At 56.9% G+C, this 23,019-nt stretch carries 22 protein-coding genes and 2 pseudogenes; 13 read left to right on the top strand and 11 right to left on the bottom strand.

Annotated features, from left to right (window positions below; genetic code table 11):
* Window positions 1–65: 65 nt before the first annotated feature.
* The 6 genes from dapE to ROLI_RS00230 all read left to right on the top strand — a co-directional run bounded on the left by dapE (window position 66) and on the right by ROLI_RS00230 (window position 6,678).
* Entirely contained in the window at window positions 66–1,211 is a 1,146-nt protein-coding gene (dapE, locus tag ROLI_RS00205) for a succinyl-diaminopimelate desuccinylase (RefSeq protein WP_187430710.1), read from the top strand.
* Complete coding sequence (locus tag ROLI_RS00210) at window positions 1,208–1,630, top strand: GNAT family N-acetyltransferase (RefSeq protein ID WP_187430709.1); 423 nt, start codon at window positions 1,208–1,210, stop codon at window positions 1,628–1,630. The genes dapE and ROLI_RS00210 overlap by 4 nt, the downstream gene beginning before the upstream one ends.
* Window positions 1,627–2,235 carry a DUF2064 domain-containing protein gene (locus tag ROLI_RS00215; RefSeq protein WP_187430708.1) on the top strand — a complete coding sequence of 203 codons (609 nt, stop codon included), beginning with the start codon at window positions 1,627–1,629 and terminating at the stop codon, window positions 2,233–2,235. Before ROLI_RS00210 ends, ROLI_RS00215 begins: the two co-directional genes overlap by 4 nt.
* Window positions 2,232–4,487, top strand: coding sequence for a ribonuclease R (gene rnr, locus ROLI_RS00220; protein WP_187430707.1), 2,256 nt, complete (start codon window positions 2,232–2,234; stop codon window positions 4,485–4,487). Before ROLI_RS00215 ends, rnr begins: the two co-directional genes overlap by 4 nt.
* A 73-nt stretch (window positions 4,488–4,560) precedes the next feature.
* Complete coding sequence (locus ROLI_RS00225; RefSeq protein ID WP_187430706.1) at window positions 4,561–5,280, top strand: YafY family protein; 720 nt, start codon at window positions 4,561–4,563, stop codon at window positions 5,278–5,280.
* 69 nt (window positions 5,281–5,349) lie between these two features.
* Window positions 5,350–6,678, top strand: coding sequence for a lytic murein transglycosylase (locus tag ROLI_RS00230; RefSeq protein ID WP_187430705.1), 1,329 nt, complete (start codon window positions 5,350–5,352; stop codon window positions 6,676–6,678).
* Window positions 6,679–6,761: 83 nt separating this feature from the next.
* Here the strand turns inward: ROLI_RS00230 and ROLI_RS00235 are convergent, their stop codons facing one another.
* From ROLI_RS00235 to ROLI_RS00265, 7 genes are all read right to left on the bottom strand, one after another.
* A complete protein-coding gene (locus ROLI_RS00235; RefSeq protein WP_187430704.1) occupies window positions 6,762–7,940 on the bottom strand; it encodes an ABC transporter permease in 1,179 nt (392 codons plus the stop codon).
* 3 nt (window positions 7,941–7,943) lie between these two features.
* Entirely contained in the window at window positions 7,944–9,584 is a 1,641-nt protein-coding gene (locus ROLI_RS00240) for an ABC transporter permease (RefSeq protein ID WP_187430703.1), read from the bottom strand.
* Complete coding sequence (locus ROLI_RS00245) at window positions 9,585–9,872, bottom strand: DUF1330 domain-containing protein (protein ID WP_187430702.1); 288 nt, start codon at window positions 9,870–9,872, stop codon at window positions 9,585–9,587.
* 72 nt (window positions 9,873–9,944) lie between these two features.
* The gene (locus ROLI_RS00250) at window positions 9,945–11,051 is read right to left on the bottom strand and encodes an extracellular solute-binding protein (protein ID WP_187430701.1); all 1,107 of its coding nucleotides are present in this window, start codon (window positions 11,049–11,051) and stop codon (window positions 9,945–9,947) included.
* A 117-nt stretch (window positions 11,052–11,168) separates the two neighbouring features.
* Window positions 11,169–12,269 (bottom strand): ABC transporter ATP-binding protein, encoded by a 1,101-nt coding sequence (locus tag ROLI_RS00255; RefSeq protein WP_187430700.1) that lies wholly within the window; start codon window positions 12,267–12,269, stop codon window positions 11,169–11,171.
* A 238-nt stretch (window positions 12,270–12,507) separates the two neighbouring features.
* Window positions 12,508–13,905, bottom strand: coding sequence for an aspartate aminotransferase family protein (locus tag ROLI_RS00260; RefSeq protein ID WP_187430699.1), 1,398 nt, complete (start codon window positions 13,903–13,905; stop codon window positions 12,508–12,510).
* Window positions 13,906–13,999: 94 nt separating this feature from the next.
* Window positions 14,000–14,677, bottom strand: a complete 678-nt coding sequence (locus ROLI_RS00265) for a GntR family transcriptional regulator (protein ID WP_187430698.1) — start codon at window positions 14,675–14,677, stop codon at window positions 14,000–14,002.
* 153 nt (window positions 14,678–14,830) lie between these two features.
* Between ROLI_RS00265 and ROLI_RS00270 the strand changes: the two genes are divergently transcribed.
* The 6 genes from ROLI_RS00270 (at window position 14,831) to ROLI_RS23765 (ending at window position 19,731) form a co-directional block, all read left to right on the top strand.
* Complete coding sequence (locus ROLI_RS00270; RefSeq protein ID WP_187430697.1) at window positions 14,831–15,913, top strand: polyamine ABC transporter substrate-binding protein; 1,083 nt, start codon at window positions 14,831–14,833, stop codon at window positions 15,911–15,913.
* Between the two features lie 77 nt (window positions 15,914–15,990).
* The gene (locus ROLI_RS00275; RefSeq protein WP_187430696.1) at window positions 15,991–17,118 is read left to right on the top strand and encodes an ABC transporter ATP-binding protein; all 1,128 of its coding nucleotides are present in this window, start codon (window positions 15,991–15,993) and stop codon (window positions 17,116–17,118) included.
* 25 nt (window positions 17,119–17,143) lie between these two features.
* Window positions 17,144–18,019: an ABC transporter permease subunit gene (locus ROLI_RS00280; protein ID WP_187430695.1), complete on the top strand. Its 876-nt coding sequence runs from the start codon at window positions 17,144–17,146 to the stop codon at window positions 18,017–18,019.
* Window positions 18,016–18,834 (top strand): ABC transporter permease, encoded by an 819-nt coding sequence (locus ROLI_RS00285; protein WP_187430694.1) that lies wholly within the window; start codon window positions 18,016–18,018, stop codon window positions 18,832–18,834. Before ROLI_RS00280 ends, ROLI_RS00285 begins: the two co-directional genes overlap by 4 nt.
* A complete protein-coding gene (locus ROLI_RS00290) occupies window positions 18,831–19,499 on the top strand; it encodes an FAD-binding oxidoreductase (protein WP_316247459.1) in 669 nt (222 codons plus the stop codon). Before ROLI_RS00285 ends, ROLI_RS00290 begins: the two co-directional genes overlap by 4 nt.
* A complete protein-coding gene (locus tag ROLI_RS23765; protein ID WP_262386548.1) occupies window positions 19,417–19,731 on the top strand; it encodes an FAD-dependent oxidoreductase in 315 nt (104 codons plus the stop codon). The genes ROLI_RS00290 and ROLI_RS23765 overlap by 83 nt, the downstream gene beginning before the upstream one ends.
* Here ROLI_RS23765 and ROLI_RS00295 read toward each other — a convergent pair.
* Window positions 19,728–20,015, bottom strand: a pseudogene (locus tag ROLI_RS00295) (IS3 family transposase); the annotation flags it as partial. The gene ROLI_RS23765 and the pseudogene ROLI_RS00295 overlap by 4 nt on opposite strands.
* 27 nt (window positions 20,016–20,042) lie before the next feature.
* Window positions 20,043–20,321: pseudogene (locus tag ROLI_RS00300) on the bottom strand (transposase); the annotation flags it as partial.
* Window positions 20,322–20,345: 24 nt separating this feature from the next.
* On the opposite strand from ROLI_RS00300, the gene ROLI_RS23770 reads away from it, so the two are divergent.
* Window positions 20,346–20,846, top strand: a complete 501-nt coding sequence (locus ROLI_RS23770; protein ID WP_187430692.1) for an FAD-dependent oxidoreductase — start codon at window positions 20,346–20,348, stop codon at window positions 20,844–20,846.
* On the opposite strand, the gene ROLI_RS00305 is transcribed toward ROLI_RS23770, so the two are convergent.
* Together ROLI_RS00305 and ROLI_RS00310 are read right to left on the bottom strand one after the other, a co-directional pair.
* Window positions 20,843–21,508 carry a flagellar hook capping FlgD N-terminal domain-containing protein gene (locus tag ROLI_RS00305; RefSeq protein WP_187430691.1) on the bottom strand — a complete coding sequence of 222 codons (666 nt, stop codon included), beginning with the start codon at window positions 21,506–21,508 and terminating at the stop codon, window positions 20,843–20,845. The genes ROLI_RS23770 and ROLI_RS00305 overlap by 4 nt on opposite strands.
* An 11-nt stretch (window positions 21,509–21,519) precedes the next feature.
* The gene (locus ROLI_RS00310; RefSeq protein WP_187430690.1) at window positions 21,520–22,914 is read right to left on the bottom strand and encodes a flagellar hook-length control protein FliK; all 1,395 of its coding nucleotides are present in this window, start codon (window positions 22,912–22,914) and stop codon (window positions 21,520–21,522) included.
* Window positions 22,915–23,019 lie beyond the last annotated feature (105 nt).

Here is a 23,019-nt window from a genome sequence, read left to right on the forward strand (position 1 = left end):
TTGGCATTGCCGGGATTACGTCACACTCTCAGAAATGACCAAATAGAACCGCAAGGGAACGTCTTATGGCTGGCCTCGATCCTGTTTCACTGACCGCTGAATTGGTGCGCTGCGCTTCCGTTACGCCTGCCAATGAGGGCGCGTTGGAGATTCTGCAGGGTCTGCTCTCGGAGGCCGGGTTTGAATGTGCCTGGGCGGATCGTGGCGGGATACGCAACCTTTTTGCACGCTGGGGGCCAGCCGCTCATGCGCGGACGTTCGGTTTTAACGGTCACACGGATGTGGTGCCCATCGGGGACGCTGCCGCCTGGAGCAAGCCGCCCTTTGGTGCGGTGATCGAGGGCGGCGTGCTTTATGGACGCGGCTCGACGGATATGAAATCCGGCGTTGCGGCCTTTGCCTGTGCCGCTGTGGATTTCGTTACCGATACGCCGCCTGAGGGCGCCATCATTCTGGCCATCACAGGGGATGAAGAGGGCGATGCGCTGGACGGGACGACCGCGCTGTTGGAGCATATGGAGCGCAGCGGAGAGCGCATGGATATGTGCCTGGTCGGAGAGCCGACATGCCCGGACACCATGGGTGAAATGATGAAAATCGGACGGCGCGGGTCGATGACCGCCTGGATCACGGTGATCGGTAAACAGGGCCATTCCGCCTATCCGCACCGTGCGCTGAACCCTCTGCCCTCGATGATGCGCCTGATGGACCGGCTGGCCAGTCGCGAATTGGATCAGGGGACCGATCATTTTGACCCTTCCACGCTGGCGGTCGTCACGGTGGATACCGGCAATCCGGCCAATAACGTGATACCGGCGGAATGTCGCGGCGCGGTGAATATCCGGTTCAACGATGCGCATAGCGGTGCGTCGCTGAGCGATTGGATTCGTGATGAAGTAGCCAAGATAGAGACGGAATTCGGCGTTCGCACGGAGGTCACGATCAAAATCTCGGGAGAGAGCTTCATAACCCCGCCGGGGCCCTTATCCGATCTTGTGGCCAAAGCCGTCGAGGCGGAAACCGGCATCATGCCTGTTCTCTCCACGACGGGCGGCACATCGGACGCGCGGTTCGTGAAAAACCACTGTCCCGTGGTGGAATTCGGTCTTGTCGGGCAATCCATGCATCAGGTGGATGAACATGTGCGCGTGGAACATATTCACCAGCTAAAGGCGGTTTATACCCGCATTCTGAAAGACTATTTCACGTGACTTTTGACATTGCGCTTAGCGATGACATCGTCACATGTCAGGCATTGCGCCGCATCGTTTTTATCGAAGAACAGCGCGTCTCTGAGGTCGACGAAGTGGACGGGCGCGACGGTGAAGCGCTGCATCTGCTGGCGCGCGCTGACACCCGACCGATCGGTACCGCGCGGCTTTTGATTTATGGCGATACGACGAAGATTGGGCGTGTTTGTGTTTTGCGCGACCACCGTGGCAAGGGGTTCGGTGCCGCTTTGATCCGCGCCGCCGTGGAGATTGCACGGGATCAACACAACGTCCGCCGGGTCCAGCTGGGCGCACAAATTCAAGCGCTTGCGTTTTACGAAAAGCTGGGCTTTGCCGCGTTTGGACCAATTTACGATGATGCCGGGATTGATCATCGTGACATGGAGCACGTGCTGTGAAACGCACCGTCGTAGTGATGCTCAAAGAGCCGTACCCCGGGCGTGTCAAAACCCGTCTGGGCAAGGATATCGGTATGGTGCCCGCCGCTTGGTGGTTTCGTCATCAATCCCGCCGCCTGATCGCCCATATTGAAGATCCGCGTTGGCACGTCGTGCTGGCCGTCAGCCCGGATCGCGAGGGGCTGCAAAGCCGTGTCTGGCCCGCGCATCTGCCTCGGATACCGCAGGGACGCGGGGATCTGGGGGATCGCATGGCGCGCATTTTGCGGCACCACGACCGGGGGCCTCTTTGTATCATCGGGGCGGATATTCCCGGTATCGGGCGGCCTCAGATCGCGCGTGCGTTCACGGCTTTGGGAGCGACGGAGGCCGTGTTTGGTCCTGCCCCGGACGGCGGTTACTGGCTTGTCGGTCTGAAACGCACGCGGGCCGTGCCAGCGCGGATATTCGAAGGGGTTCGGTGGTCGTCAAAGCACGCCTTGGCCGATTCTGTCACGACCCTGCCCGACAAACGCATCGCCTATGTGGATACTCTACGCGATGTAGACCAGGCTTGCGATTTGCGCATGACGGCACCGGGCGCGCGTGTTACCTCAGAGGCATGACACGCATCCCCACAAAACCCGAAATCCTCGACTGGATCAGCGAAAACCCCACCCTGACCGCCAAGCGGGACATCGCAAAGGCATTCGGCATCAAGGGGGCCGCGCGTATTGATCTCAAACGCGTGCTGAAAGAGCTTGAAGCCGAAGGCCACCTCGAAAAGCGCCAGCGCAGCTACCGCGACCCGGACCGCTTGCCGCCGGTCAGCGTGTTGCAGGTCACAGGACCGGACAGTGACGGTGATCTCTTTGCCAAGCCGATGGAATGGCAGGGTGCGGGAGTTGAACCGGTTGTTTTGGTCATTCCACGCGCGGCTGATCCGGCATTGGGGGCCGGGGATCGCATTTTGGCGCGGCTGACGCTGATCAAGGGCGAGGATCATCATTACGAGGCACGTCTGATCCGGCGGATCGGCACCAATCCGCGCCGCATTTTGGGGGTGTTCCGACAGACTGCGGAAGGGGGGCGTATTCTGCCCATCGACAAGGGGTCGGACAAGGAATGGCAGGTCGCGGGCGATGCCACCCACGGGGCCAAAGACGGCGAGTTGGTGGAGGCCGAACAGGCCGGACCAAAAGGCCGTATGGGTCTGCCGCATGCGCGCATCGTTGAACGGCTTGGAGACCCTTCGGCCGCCAAGGCGGTGTCGCTGATTGCGATCCATCAACATGGCATTCCGGATGCGTTTCCCGATGACGTCGTTGCTGAGGCGGATCGCGCCAAACCGGCGGACCTGAAGGGGCGCGAAGATCTGCGTGACTTGCCGCTGATTACCATCGACCCGTCGGACGCGCGCGATCACGATGATGCCTGCTATGCCCACGCCGATGAGGATCCCAAAAACGCGGGCGGGCACATCGTCTGGGTCGCGATTGCCGATGTTGCCGCCTATGTCACGCCCGGTTCTAGCCTGGACCGCGAGGCGCGCAAGCGGGGCAATTCGACCTATTTCCCGGACCGTGTGGTTCCGATGTTGCCGGATCGATTGTCCGGTGATCTGTGCTCCCTGCATGAAGGGGTGCCGCGTGCCTGTATCGCCGTGCGGATGCAGTTGGACGCCGCGGGTCACAAGCTGGGGCATAGCTTCCACCGCGGTTTGATGCGCTCTCCCGCGTCGCTGCATTACGAAGAGGTGCAACAGGCCATGGACGGCCAGCCGAATGAGCGGTGTGGGGCCTTGTTGGAGCCTGTATTGAGGCCACTATATGCCGCTTATGCCGCGCTGGTTGCAGCGCGTGAAAGACGTCAACCGCTGGAATTGGACCTGCCGGAACGGCGCATCGAGTTGGACGACGAAGGCAAGGTCACGGCGGTCAACTTCAAGGACCGGTTGGACGCGCATCGCCTGATCGAAGAGTTCATGGTTCTGGCCAATGTTGCCGCCGCCGAAACGCTGATCGCCAAGAAAATCCCGCTTCTGTTCCGCGTGCATGAAGAACCCAGCCCCGAAAAGCTCGATGCGCTGCGCGAAACCGCAAAGGCCAGCGGGTTCACGCTGGCCAAAGGGCAGGTCCTCAAAACCGCTCATTTGAACCGGCTCTTGAAAGAGGCGGCAGGGTCTGATGAGGCCGAGTTGATCAATATCTCGACCCTGCGCTCGATGACGCAGGCCTACTACGGGCCGCAAAACCTTGGGCATTTCGGACTTGCGCTGGGGCGGTACGCGCATTTCACCTCGCCCATTCGCCGCTATGCGGATTTGATCGTGCACCGGGCGCTGATCACGGCACACGGGTGGGGCAAAGACGGGTTACGTCCGGAGGATTACGACGATCTTGAGCAGACCGGCGAGCATATTTCGGACACCGAACGCCGCTCGATGGTGGCCGAGCGGGATACCACCGATCGCTATATGGCGTCCTTTCTGAGCGAGCGGGTCGGCAATGAATTCTCCGGCCGGATCAGTGGCATCGCGCGTTTTGGTGTCTTTGTGAAACTCGATGAGACGGGCGCGGATGGGCTTGTGCCGATGCGCTCGATTGGGCGTGAATATTTTCACCATGATGCGGAGACGAATTCGCTGATGGGGTCCGATACCGGCATGATGATCTCTCTGGGACAGCGCGTCACCGTGCGATTGGCCGAGGCCGCGCCGGTCACGGGGGGCATCGCGCTGGAGCTCTTGGCGCTTGAGGGTGACGCAATCCCACAGGGGCGCAGATCGCCGGCGGGTCGCACGCCAAAACGTCGCGGCGTCACCGCAAAGCGCAAGGCGGATAAGACCAAACGCAAGGTAAAACGCACCAGACGGTAATCTTGCAGGCCAACGGGTGCCGATACGCGCCTCTGCTGTCATTTTCTGTCATGACATGTGGTAGGGTTCTTGCATGAGCCGTACGCACCGCCTTTTTCAGATGATGCAAACCCTCCGCGGGTTGCCGCCACCCGTAACGGCACGGCAATTGGCCGACGAGATGCACATGTCTGAACGTACGATATACCGCGACATTGATGCTTTGCGTGGTATGGGCGCGGTGATCGATGGCGAGGCGGGCTTTGGGTACACATTGATTGAGGACGCCGCCCTGCCTCCTTTGGGCTTTGAGGATGAAGAGTTGGAGGCGCTTGTCCTTGGGCTGCGTGATGTGGCCGTGATCGGCGATCCGGCTCTTGCCAAGGCGGCGCTCTCTGCGCTGGCCAAGATCAAGGCGCGTGTCCCGCCGAGACAGGCACATCGCTTGCAGCATGCGGTGCTGGATGCCCATCGATTTGGGGTGCTCCCAGAGATCAGCATCGATGTGTCGGTGTTGCGCAGGGCGACATGGGATGAGGTCGCTGTCGCATTCAACTATCGCGACGGGCAGGGGGCCGCGACGGTGCGGCAGGTCGATCCGCTTGGTCTGGTATATCTTGACCGCTCAAACGTGCTGTTGGCCTGGTGCCATCTGCGGCGCGATTTTCGGACGTTCCGCCTTGATCGCATGAGCGCATTGCGCCGAACGGATCACAGTTTCCGGCCCCGACGGGTTCCGATGCTGCGCGCCCATCTCGAGCTCATTCGAGGCAGCGAGGCTAAATCGGCAAATGATCGCGGAACCTGTGATTGAATCATTTTGCAGGAGTGCAATTTCCGCTACACTGACCGCAATAATAAGAAAGCAGCAGTAGGGCATATCATGCGGTGGACATCGGTAGGCGTGGTTGTTTTGGCAACCGGAATGATCGGCAATGACCTGAGCGCTTCCAGCGCACTCCAGGCCAACAGGCCGGTTTTGAGACCGGACACGGCGGTTGTGTCACAGGCAAGTGTGACGATTCTCCGGCCTAAGCTGAGGCCGTCCGATCTTGCGGCGACGATAACACCTGTGGTGACGCAGGTGGCGTCAAATTCCGGTTTCGAAAGCTGGATCAAGGGCTTTGAGCCGCGCGCACGGGCGCAGGGGATAAGCGCTGAAACGCTGCGGGCCGCGTTCAATGGGGTTCAATATGACCCCGATATCATTCGGCGGGACCGCAACCAGTCCGAGTTTAGCAAGAACATCTGGGACTATCTGGACAGTGCGGCCTCAAGCACACGGATTGCCAATGGTAAAGCGGCCCTGCGCGCGCATAATCGCAAGCTGGAGGCGATTGAAAAACGCTTTGGCGTCGAAAAAGAAGTGGTCGTCGCAGTCTGGGGGCTGGAAAGCGCCTATGGGACGTTCCGGGGCAAGAACGATATCGTGCAATCGCTGGCGACGCTGGCCTATGACGGGCGGCGGGGCGCGTTTTTCGAGGAGCAGTTGATCGCTGCGCTCAAGATCCTGCAAAACGGGGACACCAGCCCGCGCAACATGACCGGCAGTTGGGCCGGGGCCATGGGGCATACGCAGTTCATCCCGACGTCCTATCTTGATTACGCAGTTGATTTTACCGGCGACGGGCGGCGCGATATCTGGTCGGATGATCCGACGGATGCGCTGGCGTCCACGGCGGCCTATCTGTCACGGTTCGGATGGGTCACGGGGCAGCCCTGGGGCGTGGAGGTGCAGGTTCCAGAGGAGTTCGACTATACGCTGGCCGACCGCAAGATCACCAAATCCCCGCGGCAATGGGCGCGGTTGGGCGTGGTGGATATGGCGGGTCGCGCGGTGCCTAACCATGGCAAGGCGGCGATCCTGCTGCCGGCGGGGAGCCAGGGCGCGGCCTTTATGATCTTCAAGAATTTCGGCGTGATTGAGCGCTATAATACGGCGGATGCCTATGTGATCGGTGTCGGGCATCTGAGTGACCGCATCAAGGGCGGTCCGGGGATAAAGGCCAGTTGGCCGCGCGGCGATCGTGCTCTGAGTTTCGCCGAACGCCAGGAGATGCAAAAGCGCCTGACGCGCGCGGGGTTCAGCACGCAGGGCATCGACGGCAGAATTGGACCCAAAACCATTGATGCGGTGCGCGCCTATCAGCGTAGCCAGGGAATCGTTCCTGATGGATACGCGTCGCTCAGATTGCTGAAACGTCTGCGATAAAAGAGTGTCGGGGCGCATGTGGTGAGATGCGCCTCCGGCGGGCATATTTTTGGAACAATGAAAGTGGCATCCTGAACCTTCGATCAGGCGGGGGACATGCCGCGCAGTCGTTCCGAGCGCCGCCTTAGCATTTCAACAACGGTCAGTAACGCAATCGAGACGATTACGAGGATCGTGGCCACGGCGAGGATCGTCGGGCTGATCTGTTCGCGCAGGCCGGTGAACATTTGCCATGGCAGGGTTTTCTGCCCCGCAGAGCCGACAAAAAGCACCACGACGACTTCGTCAAAGCTGGTGATGAAGGCAAAGAGGCCGCCGGAGATCACACCCGGCAGGATCAGTGGCATCTGCACCCGGAAAAACGTTGTGATCGGCCCGGCCCCCATGTTCGCCGCCGCACGGGTCAGGGAATTGTCAAAGCCGACAAGCGTTGCGGTCACCGTGATGATCACGAAGGGGATGCCGAGGGCCGCGTGGGCGAGAACCACGCCGATGTAAGTGCCTTGCAGACCGATCCGGCTGTAGAAGAAGTACATGCCAGCGGCCGAAATGATCAGCGGTACGATCATCGGCGAGATCAGGATTGCCATGATGGCGCGACGAAACGGGACATGCGGCTGGCTCAGGCCGATGGCGGCCAGAGTGCCGAAGCTGACCGAGAGGAGCGTGGCCATGGGGGCGATTTTGACCGAGTTTGCCAAGGCGTTCTGCCAGTCATCGTTGGTCAGGAAATCCCGGTAGTGTTTCAGTGAATAGCCCGCCGGGTCAAACCGCAACATCTCGGGCGTGAAGGTAAAGAAGTTCTGCGCATTAAAGCTGAGCGGCATGACCACGAGAATAGGCGTGATCAGAAACACCAGAATCGCCCCGCAGATCACCCGGAAGGTGAAGTGCCATAGCACTTGTCCGGGCGTCAGATAAGGCGCGATATAAGCCCGGTATCGCCCCTCATAGAGCCAGAAACTGAACCAGCCGAAAAACCAGCCGAACAACGCGCCGATGATGCCAGCCGGAATCCCGCCGAGTGCAAATCCGGCAAGCGCCAGAAGCACGACCAATGCCCAACGCGCGGGTTTTTCGGCTTTCACGATCTGCGTCATCACAAAGGCCAGACCGCCCAGTAGCACGGCACCCAGGATGACACCCAAAAGGGAATTCTCTTGCGCGGTGCCGACCAGCAGCCCGGCAAAAGCACCGGCGGCGGCCACCACGGGCACGTAAAACGAGACGGGCGTGCGGGAGATAGGGGTTAAAGCAGCCATTGTTCAGCCTCCCAGCTTGACGTTATCGATGCCCACGATGCGGTCGTAGGCCCAGTAAAGCCCAAGGACGACGACGAGCAAGATCGCCCCGAGCGCCGCCGCCAGACCCCAATTGAGAGAGCTGGAAATGTGATAGGCAATGCGGTTGGAGATGAATATCCCGGTGGTGCCACCGACCAGTTCCGGCGTGATATAATAGCCGATGGACAGGATGAACACGAGGATAGAGCCCGCGCCGATGCCTGGCACCGATTGCGGGAAATAAACGCGCCAGAAGGCAGTCCAATTCGTCGCACCCAGCGATTTCGCCGCGCGCAGATAGGTTGGCGGGATCGTTTTCATGACCGAATAAAGCGGCAGGATCATGAAGGGCAACAGAATATGCGTCATCGCGATGATGGTGCCGGTCTGGTTATTGATCAGCGCAAGGCGGCTGTCATCGGCCACCACGCCCAGCCAGACGAGCGTATCGTTGATCACGCCTTGTTGTTGTAGCATGACCTTCCAGGCGGATGTGCGCACCAGCAGCGATGTCCAGAACGGCAGAAGCACCAGGATCATCAGCAGGTTGGCAGTCCGTGCGGGTAGGTTGGCCAGGATCCAGCCAACCGGATAGCCCAGCAGGATACAGCTGCCGGTAATCACCAGCGACATGATCAGCGTACGGATGAACAGTTTGATATAGAGCTGTTGGTTTTCAGGACGCATTTCCGGACCATCGGGAGATTTTTTCATATCGACGGCATTGAGGAAATACCCGGAGGTGAAGGCAGGGCTGTAGGTCTGGATCGTTTGCCAGACCTCAATATCGTGCCAATCCTCGTCGACGTCTTCAAAGGCTGCGGCGTAATCGACCGTCTCAAACGTGCCAACAGCCCCCATGGCCTCCAGCAATTCCGCGGATCCCGGCCCGGCGTAACCAGACATGTCCGGCTCTAACAGTAGATCGTTGTAGAGCGCGGAATAGACCAGCGCCCAGGGGTCTTCCTTGGCGAGATTTTCCGCGTCTTCGTTCTGAACGAAATCCGCGAAAATCTCGAAGGTGGCGGCGGTTTCAGGCAAAAGCGCAGAAATCTCGACGCGGGGTTGAAAGGCTGGCTGTGCGGCGGTGCCTTTGGGGTCCCATGCGTTCTGTTCGGCAAGCCAGCGATCTGTCCCCATCAGGGCGTTCCAGTTTTCGCTGTCCTTCCAGAAATCATCCAGATCTTCGAATTGGTCCTGATGGACCTCGCCCATATCCTCAACCCTGCGCCCGGATTTGCGGAACAGAGACGACACGCCGGTCAATTCATAGTTCAGACGGGAGCCCAAGCGCGTATGAAGCTTGCGTTCCTGCGCAACGAAGATGTCCTGATAAAGCGCCTCAAAGGTGGATTGCGGGGGGATTTCGCCCGCATCCCCATCCCAGTCGGTCAGCGCCTCCGTGGTGCGTGGCAGCGTTTCGGCAACAATCTGGTTTTCAACCGAACGGAACAACATATCGGCGATCGGTGCGATGAACGTCACCAGCACGAAGAGCAGCAAGGGCGCGATTAACAGCAACGCGCGTAGCTTCTGGCGGCGCAACGCGCGGCTCAGGCTTGATTTCAGCGTGGTGCCGTCGGCAGCCATCATGGGGCCGGTGGTTTGGGTTGTATCCGTCATTTATATACCTTCCACCGCGATGATGGTTCCGTCAGAACATGCCTGTCTAATCTTCATATTTTCCTGGTATTCAGGGTCATTATAAAAGGCGAGCGCTGCGTCATATGACGGAAACTCGATAATGACATGGCGCGGATGGGCCGCGCCTTCCAGGATTTCGGACGATCCGCCGCGCGCCAGAAACTTGCCGCCGTGACGCGGTACCAATATGTCATTGCGCGCGCTGTAGGGCTTGTAAGCCTCACCGTCCTTCAGGTCTATATTACCGATGATGTAGCCTTTGGGCATGGCGTGTCCTTTTTTGGATGTGGTGGAGGCCAGCAGCTGGCCCCCACCCTCTTTTTCAGTCCCTAAGCGGGATTATTGTGCCAGCCACGCCTGGAATTTGGCGTCGATGTCGTCGCGGTAATCCGCCCAGAACTCGTAGTTATAGAGGAACGTATTCTTTGCGTTTTCAGGATCGGTTGGCATATGCGGCGCCATGTCGATACCCAGATCGGCATGCTGCCCGACGAGCGGCGCAGAGGATGCACGGGCCGGGCCATAGCTGATCCACTTGGCCTGATCCGCGAGACGCTGCGTGTCTGTGGCAAAGTAGATGTAATCCAAAGCGCGCGCTTTGCGCTCATCGCTCAGACCGGCGGGAATGATCCAGCCATCAAGGTCGAACACCTGTGCGTCCCAAAGCATGGCAACGGGTTGGTTCTGTTCCTCAATCACCGAGAACAAACGCCCGTTGTATGTGGAGCCCATCACGACTTCGCCGTCCGCCAGCAACTGTGGCGTATCCGCACCCGCAGACCACCAGATCACGTCGTCTTTGATGGTTGCCAGCTTGTCGAGTGCCTGCTGTTGACCTTCGTCGGTTTCCAGAACGTCATAGACTTCGTCCTTGGCGACACCGTCACAGAGCAAGGCCCATTCCATGTTGTTGATCGGACGTTTTTCCAAAGCCCGTTTGCCCGGATAAGCGTCTGTGTCAAAGACGGCGCAGACAGATGTCGGTGGCGTATCGCCCACCATGTCGGTGCGGTAGCCGAAGGTTGTGGAGTAGACGATCTGCGGAATGAAGCAGTCAGACACCAGCAAATCACCGAAATCATCCGATGCCGATGTGCCATCCGGCGCCGGTGCAAGCTGTTCGTCAAAATCGATTTCCATGGCGAGGCCTTCATCGCACAGGCGGATGGCATCTGCTGCAACCACGTCGACCACGTCCCAGGTTACGTTTCCAGCTTCGTTCATCGCGCGCAGCTTGGCCACAGCTTCGGCCGAAGATTCATCGTTGATGATCTTAACGCCGGTCTTTTCCGAGTAAGGGTTGTGATAGGCTTGTTGCTGTGAATTGGAATAAGCACCACCCCAGCTGACGATGGTCATTTCGTTTGCCATATGGCCGTCAGCGAAAGTCATGCCAGCCACAACAGTCAGTGCGGTGGATGCCAAAAGCGTCTTGGTCAGTTTCATTGATAGTCTCCCATTATACACCCGTTTCGTGTCCAGAGGCAGGCGATAACGGGTTTGATCGCCACCTCTCTTTTGATCGCGCCCGCGAGGGGCACGACAAGTCGCGCGCGTCGGGCGTCAAGCGTCCAATGCGCGGCAATCCTGGGGCATCCAGCCAATCTCGATCTGCTGCCCGGGTTTGAGGCGTTCCACGTCCGGTGCGTTACGCGTCTTGATGATAAAGTCCTCCATGCCCGCAACCCGCAGGCGCGTGCGGAAAATATCACCCATATATACGAACTCAAGCACCTCGGCCTTTAAGGTATGCGCATCCGCGCTCAACCGGTCTTTGTTATACTCAACCCGCTCAGGGCGGATCGACACCCGCGTGCGCTCTCCGGCGGCGGTGACATTGACGGGTTTGGCGTCGATCATTTCGCCACCGTCCAGTTCCACCAGTGCAACGCCGTTCTTTATCTCTTTGACCACACCCTCGAGTGTGTTGTTTTCGCCAATGAACTGCGCCACGAAGCTGTTCTCGGGCTCCTCATAAAGCTTGTCGGGTGGTGCCAGTTGTTGAATACGACCGTCGTCGAAAACGGCGACGCGATCCGACATCGTCAGGGCTTCGGTCTGGTCATGCGTCACGTAAACAACCGTGATCCCCAGATCATGCGCAAGCTTTGTGATCTCGAATTGTAGCGTTTCGCGCAGTTGTTTGTCCAAAGCCCCCAGCGGTTCGTCCATCAGCACAAGTTCGGGTTCAAACACCAAAGCGCGCGACAGCGCGATCCGCTGCTGTTGACCGCCCGACAACTGCGAGGGACGCCGACCTGCGAAATCGCCCATCTGGACCATATCCAAAGCGCGTTTCACTTTGGCTTCCCGGTCCGATTTGCCCATCTTGCGCACTTCCAGCGGGAACGACAGATTTTCGGCAACCGTCATATGCGGAAACAGCGCGTAGTTCTGAAATACCATGCCGATGCCGCGCTTATGCGGTGGGATGTTATTAATCGAAATACCGTCCAGACGAATGTCGCCATGCGTTGCGGTCTCAAAACCCGCCAACATCATCAGGCAGGTGGTCTTGCCGGATCCCGACGGCCCGAGCATCGTCAGGAATTCACCTTTTGGCATCGAAAGGTTCAAGTCTTTGACGACAAGGTTCTCGCCGTCATAGCTTTTTTGCACGCGTTCAAATTCGACGAACGCATCTGCGTGTTCGGTGTTGGCCAAGGTAGGCTCCCCATTTTGTCCGGCGGTTTTCCGCACTGATTGGGGAAAGGGTAACACGAGAGGCCCGCCCAAGTGCAAGCAGTTAACTTGATGCAAATGACAGGAGGTCAAATTCAGGCGTTTTCACGTCAAAATTCGGTTTACTGACCTCAAATGCCCGCGATTGGCATCAGTAAAAGCCAATCCTCCTGTCAATTGGCTGCTCCGAAACCTAAGCTCTCGCCTGGGGTGAGAGTCGTTATGAAGCTGCTTTAAGGAGGTCCTGGTCTTTTAATTGCGCGTATGTTTCATCGAGGGCCTTCTTGGCGCGGGAGATCAGCAGGTCGATTTCGTCAAGCTCGATCACCAAGGGCGGCGAAATGATCATACGGTCTCCCACATGACGCATGACCAGATTATTCGCGAAACACCGTTCACGACACATGTAGCCGACCGTCCCGGCGTCCGTGGCAAATTTCGCGCGGCTTTCCTTGTGGGGCGTCAATGGGATCGACGCCATCATGCCTTTGATCGAAATCCCGCCCACGAGGGGGTGGTCATTAAGGGACTCGAGACCTGCCTTAAGCGCCGGGCCGCCAACATCACGCACGCGGTCCACAAGCTTTTCTTCCTGCAAGATACGCAGGTTTTCCAGCGCCACCGCCGCGGCGACCGGATGGCCCGAATAGGTATAGCCATGATTGAATTCGGTCGCGCCGATGACCTGCGCGACTTCATCGCAGACAATCGAGCCGCCAATCGGCTGGTAGCCCGAACTCAGACCCTTGGCGATGGTCATGATATGGGGGCGGATGCCCATGGTCTGGCTGCCGAACCAATTGCCGGTGCGCCCGAACCCGCAGATGACCTCATCCGCGATCAGCAGGATTTCATAGGCGTCGCAAATGCGCTGGATTTCCGGCCAATAGGTTTGCGGCGGGATCACAACGCCCCCCGCCCCCTGGATGGGCTCCGCGATGAAGGCGGCCACATTATCCTCGCCCAGTTCGAGGATCTTGGCCTCGAGCTCCTCTGCCCGCGCGAGGCCGAATTCCTCAGGCGTCATGTCGCCACCCTCCGCCCACCAATCGGGCTGGTTGATGTGATGGATGCCGGGAATCGGCAAACCACCCTGCGCATGCATATACGCCATGCCGCCCAGCGACCCCGACCCGACAGAAGACCCGTGATAGGCGTTCTTGCGGCTGATGATATGAGATTTCGCAGGCTTGCCCTTTTCCGCCCAATAGGTGCGGACCATACGGATGTTGGTGTCATTCGCCTCTGAACCGGAACCGGCGAAAAACACATGGTTCAGACCTTCAGGCGCAAGTTTTGCGATCTCCTGAGCCAGGGCGATGGCGGGCACATGGGTGGTCATGAAGAAGGTGTTGTAATAGGGCAGTTCCATCATCTGGCGCGCTGCAACTTCGGCCATTTCGGGACGGCCATATCCGATGTTGACGCACCACAGCCCCGCCATGGCATCCAGAATCTCGTTCCCTTCGCTATCCGTCAGGAACACGCCTTTGGCTCGGGTGATGATCCGTGCGCCCTTCTCCGCCAACTCGTCGTTTGTCGTGAAAGGATGCATATGGTGTGCGGCATCCAAGGCCTGCAACTCAGCGGTTGGCATGTGGTTCGAGAGGACGGACATAAGAGCACCTGACGGAAAAATGACGGGGTTTCAACTTCGCCCTTAAAATATGATCAAATTATTCGAAGTCAATCGAATCGGTGCTTTCGCGCGGTTATTCTATTGATGCTCGAATTTGGCGCATCCCCTGTTGAACGTCCTCGGCCATCGCGAATGCCGCCGCCTCTGCGTTACCGTCTTCAAGGGCGCATAATAGATCAGCGTGTTTGTCAGGCAGGTTGAAGGTGCCATATCGGCCGCAGACCACACGCAGGGAGGGCGCAAAGCGGAGCCACAGCCGATCGACGGTTGCGCTCAGGATCGGCGCATTTGCCGCCCGGTAAAGCCTTGCATGGAACCGGTAGTTTTGCGTCAGGTAGCCTGAAATATCGCCCGCTGTAATCGCCGCATTCAAAGAGTCATCCTCGGATCTAAGCGCGGCCAGAAGGGTCGAATCGACGTTTTCAATCGCCAGTCTGGTGAGTTGTGGTTCCAAGGACTGACGCATAAAATCAAGCTGTTCGATGCAATTTATGGTCAGTTCAGGCACGATCACGCGGCGATTGCCCATCATGCTCAAGGCACCGTCGGAAATCAGTCGGCGGATCGCTTCGCGCACGGGCGTCATCCCCGCGCCAAGATCTTCCACGAGTCCCTGGATTGTGACCGCCTGTCCCGGAGCGAGATCGCCAAAGAGAATGCGGGTTCTGAGTTGCTCATAAACATGTTGGTGAGCCGGTAGCTTCCCTTTGACTGAAGGATCCACTGGCGCTGGATTTCTGAGCATTTGCATGATCTGTTCCTCCTCTCCCTTTGTGAATGAGAGACCATCCCTTGCACAGGGCGTAATCGCGTGAAAGCATAAAGCATCTTGCCGAAGAGGACAAAACTTGATCAAATTCGGCCGAGCCGGGAAAAACCTGGCCTGTATAAACGGGAGTTTGATATGAAGAAGCTAATGCTGAGCAGCGCATCGCTTGCCCTTTGCGCGACGGTGGCGGTGGCCGATGAGGTCCGCGTCTACAACTGGTCCGACTACATTGATGAGGCACTGCTGGAAAAATTCGAGCAGGAAACAGGTATCGAGCTCATCTATGATGTGTTTGATAGCAACGAGGTGTTGGAAACCAAGATGCTTGCGGGCGGTTCGGGTTACGATGTTGTTGTGCCGACCGGGACATTCCTGCAACGCCAGATTACCGCCGGTGCTTTCCAGAAACTGGACGCAACAAAGCTGCCAAATCTTGCGAATATGTGGGATGCGATCGAGGCGCGTACTCTTCAGTATGATCCCGAAAACGCTTATTCAATCAATTACATGTGGGGAACGACCGGCATCGGTGCCAATGTCGGTAAGGTCCAGGAACTGCTCGGTGCGGATGCGCCAATTGGATCTCTCAATCTGATTTTTGACCCTGCCAACATGGAAAAACTGGCCGAATGTGGCGTGCATTTCCTTGATGCACCGGCTGAAATGATCCCTGCGGCCTTGAAATTCATCGGCGAAGATCCCGACAGCCATGACCCTGAGGTGATTGAGAAAGCTGAAGCCGTTCTGATGGGTGTACGTCCCTACATTCAAAAATTTCACAGTTCGGAATACATCAACGCTCTGGCGAACGGGGATATCTGCGTCGCTTTCGGTTGGTCCGGTGACATTCTGCAAGCCCGTGATCGTGCCGCAGAGGCCGATAATGGCGTTGAAATCGTGTTTAATGCCCCTTCGGAAGGCGCGTTGATGTGGTTTGATCAAATGGCGATACCGGTTGATGCGCCCAATCCAGAGGCCGCGCATGTGTTCCTGAACTTCATCATGGACGCTCAAAACATGGCTGATGCGTCAAATTATGTCTATTACGCGAACGGAAACCTCGCCTCCCAAGCCTTGCTGGCCGAGGACGTTATTGGCGATCCGGCGATATATCCCGATGCTGAGACGGTTGAAAACCTTTATACAACAACGCCGTATCCCGCGCGTGTACAGCGGACCGTGACCCGGCTCTGGACAAAGGTCAAATCTGGGATCTGATCGGTTGAAACGGGCGGAGCTTATGGGTTCCGCCCGGTTTTTTACGCCCCATTTTTTGGGCAAACAAAGGACATGACGTGAACCAAACCGTTTTTGCTCCATGGAATGATCCGGCTGAAAAACCCCTGATCCGTTTTGAGAACGTCACAAAGCGTTTCGGAGCATTCACCGCGATTGACGATCTGACGCTCGATATTTTCGAAAAAGAATTTTTCGCTCTCCTGGGCCCCTCGGGATGTGGCAAAACGACGATGATGCGCATGTTGGCAGGGTTTGAGGCACCGACAGCGGGCCGGATCATTTTGGCCGGACAGGACATCGCACCGGTGCCCCCCAATAAGCGGGCCGTGAATATGATGTTCCAGTCTTATGCGTTGTTTCCGCATTTGAGTGTCTATGAGAACATCGCCTTTGGGTTGCGGCGCGGAAATATGCCCAAACATGATATCGATGATCGTGTTGGTGAAATGCTCAAACTGACGCGGCTGGAAAAATTCGCACGCCGTAAACCGCATCAGATTTCAGGCGGTCAACGCCAGCGGGTCGCGCTGGCCCGCAGCCTGGCCAAGGCCCCCAAACTGCTGCTTCTTGACGAACCACTTGGTGCGCTGGATGCGAAGCTGCGTCAGGCCACGCAGTTCGAGCTGATGGATATTCAGGAGAAAACGGGGACGACCTTTGTGATCGTGACCCATGATCAGGAAGAGGCGATGACCGTCGCCAGTCGCGTTGCCGTGATGGACGAGGGCCGCATCATGCAGGTGGCCACGCCAGAGCGGATTTATGAGGTGCCAGAAAGTGTCTATGTCGCTGATTTTATTGGAGACGTGAATATCATCCAAGGAACTGCCAAGCCAAGTGGCGCGCAGCAATACGCGATTCATTGGGCGGAGGGTGTCGCACCGTTAACCGCCGCGAGTGAGCGTGTTCTGGCGGACGGGCAAACCTGCCATCTTGCGGTCCGCCCGGAAAAGATAGCCATCAGCGCGGAGCGTCCGGTTGATGCCGACAATGCGGTTCAGGGAACGATTCTGGACATCGCCTATTTGGGCAATTTGTCCACCTATCATGTGGCGTTGCCAGGCGGGCAGGTGATCAAGGCGCAAACGGCTAACACCCGTCGTGTATCGCGCCGCAGCTTCACCTGGGAAGATACCGTCTGGATTTCCTGGACGACAACCGCAGGGGTGTTGTTGGAGCAATGAAAACACGTCACCAGGGAGTCCCATAATGCAAAGATTTGCTTTAATCGCAGTGCCTTATGCATGGTTGCTGGCATTGTTCCTCATCCCCTTCGTGATTGTGTTCAAGATTTCCCTATCGGATATCGCGCTTGCGATTCCGCCTTACACGCCCACCCTGAAAGAGGGGTTCGGGCCGTTTCTTGCCGCGCTGGACTTCGAGAACTTCGCCTTCCTGGCCTCGGATGACCTCTACTGGAGAGCCTATGTCAGTTCCCTGCGCATCGCGCTCATCTCTACGCTGCTGACACTCTTGATCGGTTATCCGGTTGCCTATGCGATGGCGCGTGCACCCGAAGAATGGCGCGCAACGCTGATGATGCTGGTCATTCTGCCGTTCTGGACGTCTTTCCTCATCCGGGTTTATGCATGGATGGGCATCCTAAGCCAGGAAGGGTTCCTCAACCAGTTTTTACTCTGGACCGGGTTGATTTCGGCTCCGCTCACGATCTTGAACACGACCTCTGCGGTCTATATCGGCATCGTCTATACTTACGTGCCCTTTATGATCCTGCCGATTTATGCCGCCCTCGACCGGCTCGACGGATCGCTTATCGAAGCCGCCGAAGATCTTGGCTGTTCGCGGTTTCAAGCCTTCTGGCTCGTGACAATTCCACTGTCCAAGAACGGTATTATCGCCGGCAGTTTCCTTGTCTTCATCCCGGCTTTGGGCGAATTTGTCATCCCATCCCTGCTAGGTGGGTCCGGCACGCTGATGATCGGCAAGGTGCTCTGGGAGGAGTTTTTCAACAACCGCGACTGGCCCGTCGCCAGCGCGGTCGCGGTGGTTCTGCTGCTGATCCTGATCATCCCGATCATCCTGTTCCAGCGCAATCAGCAACGCCAGGCGGAGCAGGAAACATGAACAGGCTCAGTTGGTTCAATGTTACGTCGCTGACGCTGGGGTTCGCTTTTCTCTACCTGCCTATGGTCATCCTGATCATCTATTCCTTCAATGAGAGCAAATTGGTCACGGTCTGGGCGGGATTTTCGACCAAATGGTATGGCGAACTGCTCCAGAACGAAGCTTTTCTCGATGCCGCGTGGGTCACGATAAAAGTTGCAGTTTTATCCTCAACAATAGCCACTGTTCTGGGAACCATGGCGGCCTATGTGCTCGTGCGCGGTGGCCGGTTCATGGGGCGCACGCTGTTTTCTGGCATGATCTACGCGCCTTTGGTGATGCCGGAAGTAATTACCGGGCTTTCGTTGTTGCTCCTCTTTATCGGTATCGGTTTGGATCGAGGTGTTTTGACCATCGTGCTGGCCCATACGACCTTTTCGATGTGCTATGTTTCCGTGGTGGTTTCTTCCCGGCTGCTGACGTTTGACCGCTCGCTTGAAGAGGCCGCGTTGGATCTGGGATGTTCCAGCTTTGACGCATTCCGGCTTGTCACCTTGCCCATTATCGCGCCTGCGGTCGTATCCGGATGGCTGCTGGCGTTTACCTTGAGCCTTGATGATCTGGTCATCGCCTCCTTTGCTGCGGGACCATCGGCGACGACCCTCCCGATCAAGATTTTTTCAGCCGTAAGACTGGGTGTTTCCCCTGAGATTAACGCCCTTTCCACGATCATGATTGGCATCGTCACCATCGGCGTGATCGGTGCTTCACTTGTGTCCAAGCGCAATAGTCTTAAGCAACAAAAAGATGAACAGGCTGCGGCCCGAGCAGCATGACGCGGATCTTTTCCGATTTTGTCTATGGCGATGGCCCGCGTCAGCGATGTTGGTGGTCTGGGACATGTTACGTGCCTGACCGACCTTCGGTTGTGGGGTCCTGTCGTGCTGATGTCGCGATCATCGGGACTGGTTCCACGGACTTGTCGGCTGCACTGCATTTGGCCGAGGCGGGTGTGGATGTCGTGGTGTTGGATGCACATTTTCCGGGGTGGGGAGCGTCGGGCAGGAATGGTGGCTTTTGTTTCCTTGGTGGTGGTGCGAAAACAGATGCCAGTCTTGACGTTGAGTTTGGGCGGCAAGGTCGACTGGAATACAGAGCCATGGAGCATGCCGCGGTTGAATTTGTTCAAAATTTGTTAACGCGTTTGGGTTTGAGCGTCGATCTGCACTCCAAAGACGAAACAGAACTGGCGCATCGTCCCAGTGACATGGCGTTGCTGCGGGCCAAAGCGGCAAGTGTCGAGGAAAATTATGGGGTATCACCAGTATTGATTAAAAAATCAAACCTGTTGGAAAATGGTCTGGGAGGGCTTTTTTTTTGGTGCTCTGACGACACCCATTGGGTTCGCTTTGAACCCAATGAAATACCTGACGGGATTGGCCGCCGCTGCAGAGAGGGCAGGTACCACAATTCACAACTACAGCCCCGTGCTGCGCAGTGAAGCTGCGGGAAAAGGTATCAAACTGGTTTGCAACGATGGTCATGTGTTGGCTGAGCAGGTGATTGTGGCAACGAATGGCTATTCATCCGAAGATTTTCCCGATTGGCTTGGGGGCCGCTACATGCCAGTTCAATGCAATGTTCTGATGACGCGGCCTCTGAGCGACAGCGAGATCGATCAACAGGGCTGGAGCAGCCAACAAATGAGCTTTGACGTGCCCCTAGTTTCCTAGACGCTTGCCTTGTTCATTCTCTGCTGTTCCATTTCATAGTCAACCGGTGACTGCATGCTATTGTTCGTGTGCTTGCGTGTAGGGTTGTAGAACATCTCGATGCAGTCGAACACGTCTCGCCTTGCTGCGTCGCGTGTGAGGTACGTTCGTCGCCTGATCCGCTCCCGTTTCAATAGGTGTAAAAAGTTCTCTGCCACGGCATTGTCATGGCAATTCCCACGCCTGCTCATACTGGCATCCAGATTGTGTTTGCTGAGAACCGATTGCCACTCTGCACCCGTGAACTATAGCCCTGGACGCCCTTCTAAGTGTCAAGCCGCGATCTGAGCCCGATTGATCTGTTTGTGGCGTCGCGCGATGATGTTGAAGACTTCGCGAGCTATGTATCGCTTGACGCAGCGGATTGCTTCGAGTTTGGAATGGCCTTGGGCTACTCGGCGCGCCACGTATTCTTGGGTCTTTGAATCCAGTCGCAACCGTCCAATTGCAATGATATGAAGCGCGCTGTTGGCGGCACGGTCGCCGCCCCAGTTCAACCGGTGGCGTGTTGTTTTGACTGATGACGCCGGAACCGGACTGACACCGCATATTCCCTTACTCATATCCGTCTCCCCTTGGTTCCAAAATTACCAAGCAAAGCGTCTAGAAATCTAGGGGCCCCTCAATTTGATACCCGGAATTTACTTCATTACTTTCGTTTGATGCCGGATCGGAGGTTTCTTTTCGGTATGCCCGGCGGGTTGTTAAGCGGTGCAGCTACGCAATCGCGGGCACGCCGTCACATCAGGCGCGATTTTGAGGCAATTTTTCCTGGGTGGCGGGATGTGGAGGCCCCCCACGATTGGCCCGGTATGGCTTGTCTTTCACGGCAGCGTCAGGCTTTTGTTGGTGTAGTCACGAACTGTCCTGGATGGTGGGCCGCAATGTGTTATCACGGCAACGGTGTGGCGATGGGCAGCTTTTGCGGCAAACTTTTAGCGGATTTAATTCAGGGCCGCTGTCCGGAACATTATCCGCAAGCCGCGCGCCGACACATGCAAAAGTTTTTACTTGGCCGCGCGCGGCGTTTGATTATGCTACCAATTTATGCCGGTTTAAGACTGGCGGACCGCTAGTTAGGTTCACGAAGAGCCGTAATCTCCGTTGTTGCCACAGTTGCACCGCCGTTTAAGACCAGAACTGTCGAGTCACCCTGTCGGCGTGCCTCGTTGATGCGCGCATAGGATTCTGCTGGATTCGTCCCAACAATCTGTCCAAGGGACCTGCTTTCAACCTTGAACGTATATTGTCCGGCGGCCAGCGTCGTACCGTCGGTCGCGACCCCTGTCCAATCAACAGGTTGGGTGCCCGTAGTGATCTGTTGGCGTTGCACCTCTTCGCCTTTGGCGTTGAAAGCAACAAGAATGGCTTGGTCCGCGCCAGCTTCCGTTTTCGGTACAATTGTTATCGGTGACCCATCGAAACTAACCGGCGCGTTGGTACGCGCCTCCATACCGATCCAACCAGCCATTTGCCCAATGTCATCAGCACCCATTTGTCCGGAGAGGGCTTGCAACAAGTCGTTAGACAAAACTTGCTGTTCTACCATTGAAAACTGAGCAAGTTGCGCAGCATATTCAGAAGAATCAATGGGTTCCAGCGGGTCTTGATATTTTGCCTGTGCGGTTAGCATCTGCAAGAAAGTTTCAAAATCGGAAGAGAGGACTGCGTTGGCTTGAGCCGGGGCCGCTGCTGCTCGGACTGCATTTTGAGCCGCTTGTGAATTACTAATCTCCATGAATCTTCTCCTTATAGCCGTAAATCAACACCAGTTGCCGTGGCTAGCGTTATGGGTGTTATGGAGCCATCTTCCGGCTCATGTGATTGGGTATTGGCATTGCTTGCCGTGTGGGGCTGATCATTTTGGCTTGAATTCTGATCAGAATTCCCTTCATTGAAGGCAAAATTGATATTGCTGTAGCCCAAAGTTTGAAACTCTCGCGCAAGTTGATCGATATGACGTCGCATCAAATCCAGCGTTTCGGGGCGTTCAGCCAAAACGCTGACGGTGATTCCACCTTCGGTCGCGGAAATGCTGAGACGGACCCGCCCCAGCTCCTCGGGATTAAGCGCCACTTCAACGGGACGATCCGGCATTCTATGGAGAACTTCTGCCATTTGCCGCCCAACCATACTGGCCGTTTCTGGCCGTGAGATCGCATGGGCGGAGGTCGTCGCCGTCGCCGCGCCGCGGGCGTCCCATGGTGCTGGTGCATCCAGATCGCCATTGACGATCATTGGCGTGTCGAGCCCGGAAATATCAGGCTGGGCCGTCGCTATTGTCAGGGGTTGTATCGTCGTCGGGGCCTTTGAAAGAGGTATCTGCTGCGAGATCCCCTTGGGGTCGGTCCTGACACTCACTTCGGAAGCGGTCTGTCCGTTTTCAGCAGCGGTTCGTTTAATACGCCGATCCGGTTTGGCCTCGACGACCTCGGGCAAAGCGACCTGTGTTGCAACAGGTTGCTCGGGTTGCTTGTTGATAACAGACGCAGTCGCCTGCGCAGTAGCAGGTAGTACCGCTTCAGCTGTCCGCGTGGTCTGCATTTCCGCAACTTTTTGTTCCGTATTAGGCGACGCCGTTTGTCCAGACGCGCGGCTGGTCTCAAAAGTCACAGTTTGCGATTGTTTCGATGGAACCGCGCCCAATGTTGGAGCCGCTGAGAGAGCATCTTTTGGTTCAGGGTTCCGTTGGGTTGCCAACACCGGAACGCTGTCCTCACTTATGAAAGCCGCTTTCGCATTTTTAGCTCCGCTGGACGCCAATATCTGAGAAAAAACCAGTTCATTGGTGCCAATAAGCGATTTCTTCATATCAGTTTGTTTTGTGGGTTGATCATTAATGACCAGACCACTCTCGGGCATGACCGGCTTTTCAACAAGATCAACTGTGGTTGAGGCCTCTTTGCTCTCCTCCTCCAGGTCGTCTGTTTCAACAGCAAGGAGCTCATCCTCAGCGTTATCTACCGTTTCCACTCTTGGTTCGTCCGCTGTTTCGGCGGCTTCACGTTCTGTTTCGGCGCTGTATGCGGTGTCGAAATCGACCTCTTTTTCTGCTGCCTCAGCGGAGTTCGTCGTGTCTTTGGGGGTCGCAGCAACATTTCGATCCGTTTTGGACGGCGGCTGCATCATAGGAATATCAAGCACAGAGTTCTCCAGGAGTTCTTCCTCGTTATCCGACCTATATGACGTGGTTTGGTTACTGCATCTTTACCGATTGCGCACATACTCACGAAAAGTAGTTGCAATTGG

The sequence above is a fragment of the Roseobacter fucihabitans genome, from assembly GCF_014337925.2.
GTDB classification, from domain to species: Bacteria; Pseudomonadota; Alphaproteobacteria; order Rhodobacterales; family Rhodobacteraceae; genus Roseobacter; species Roseobacter fucihabitans.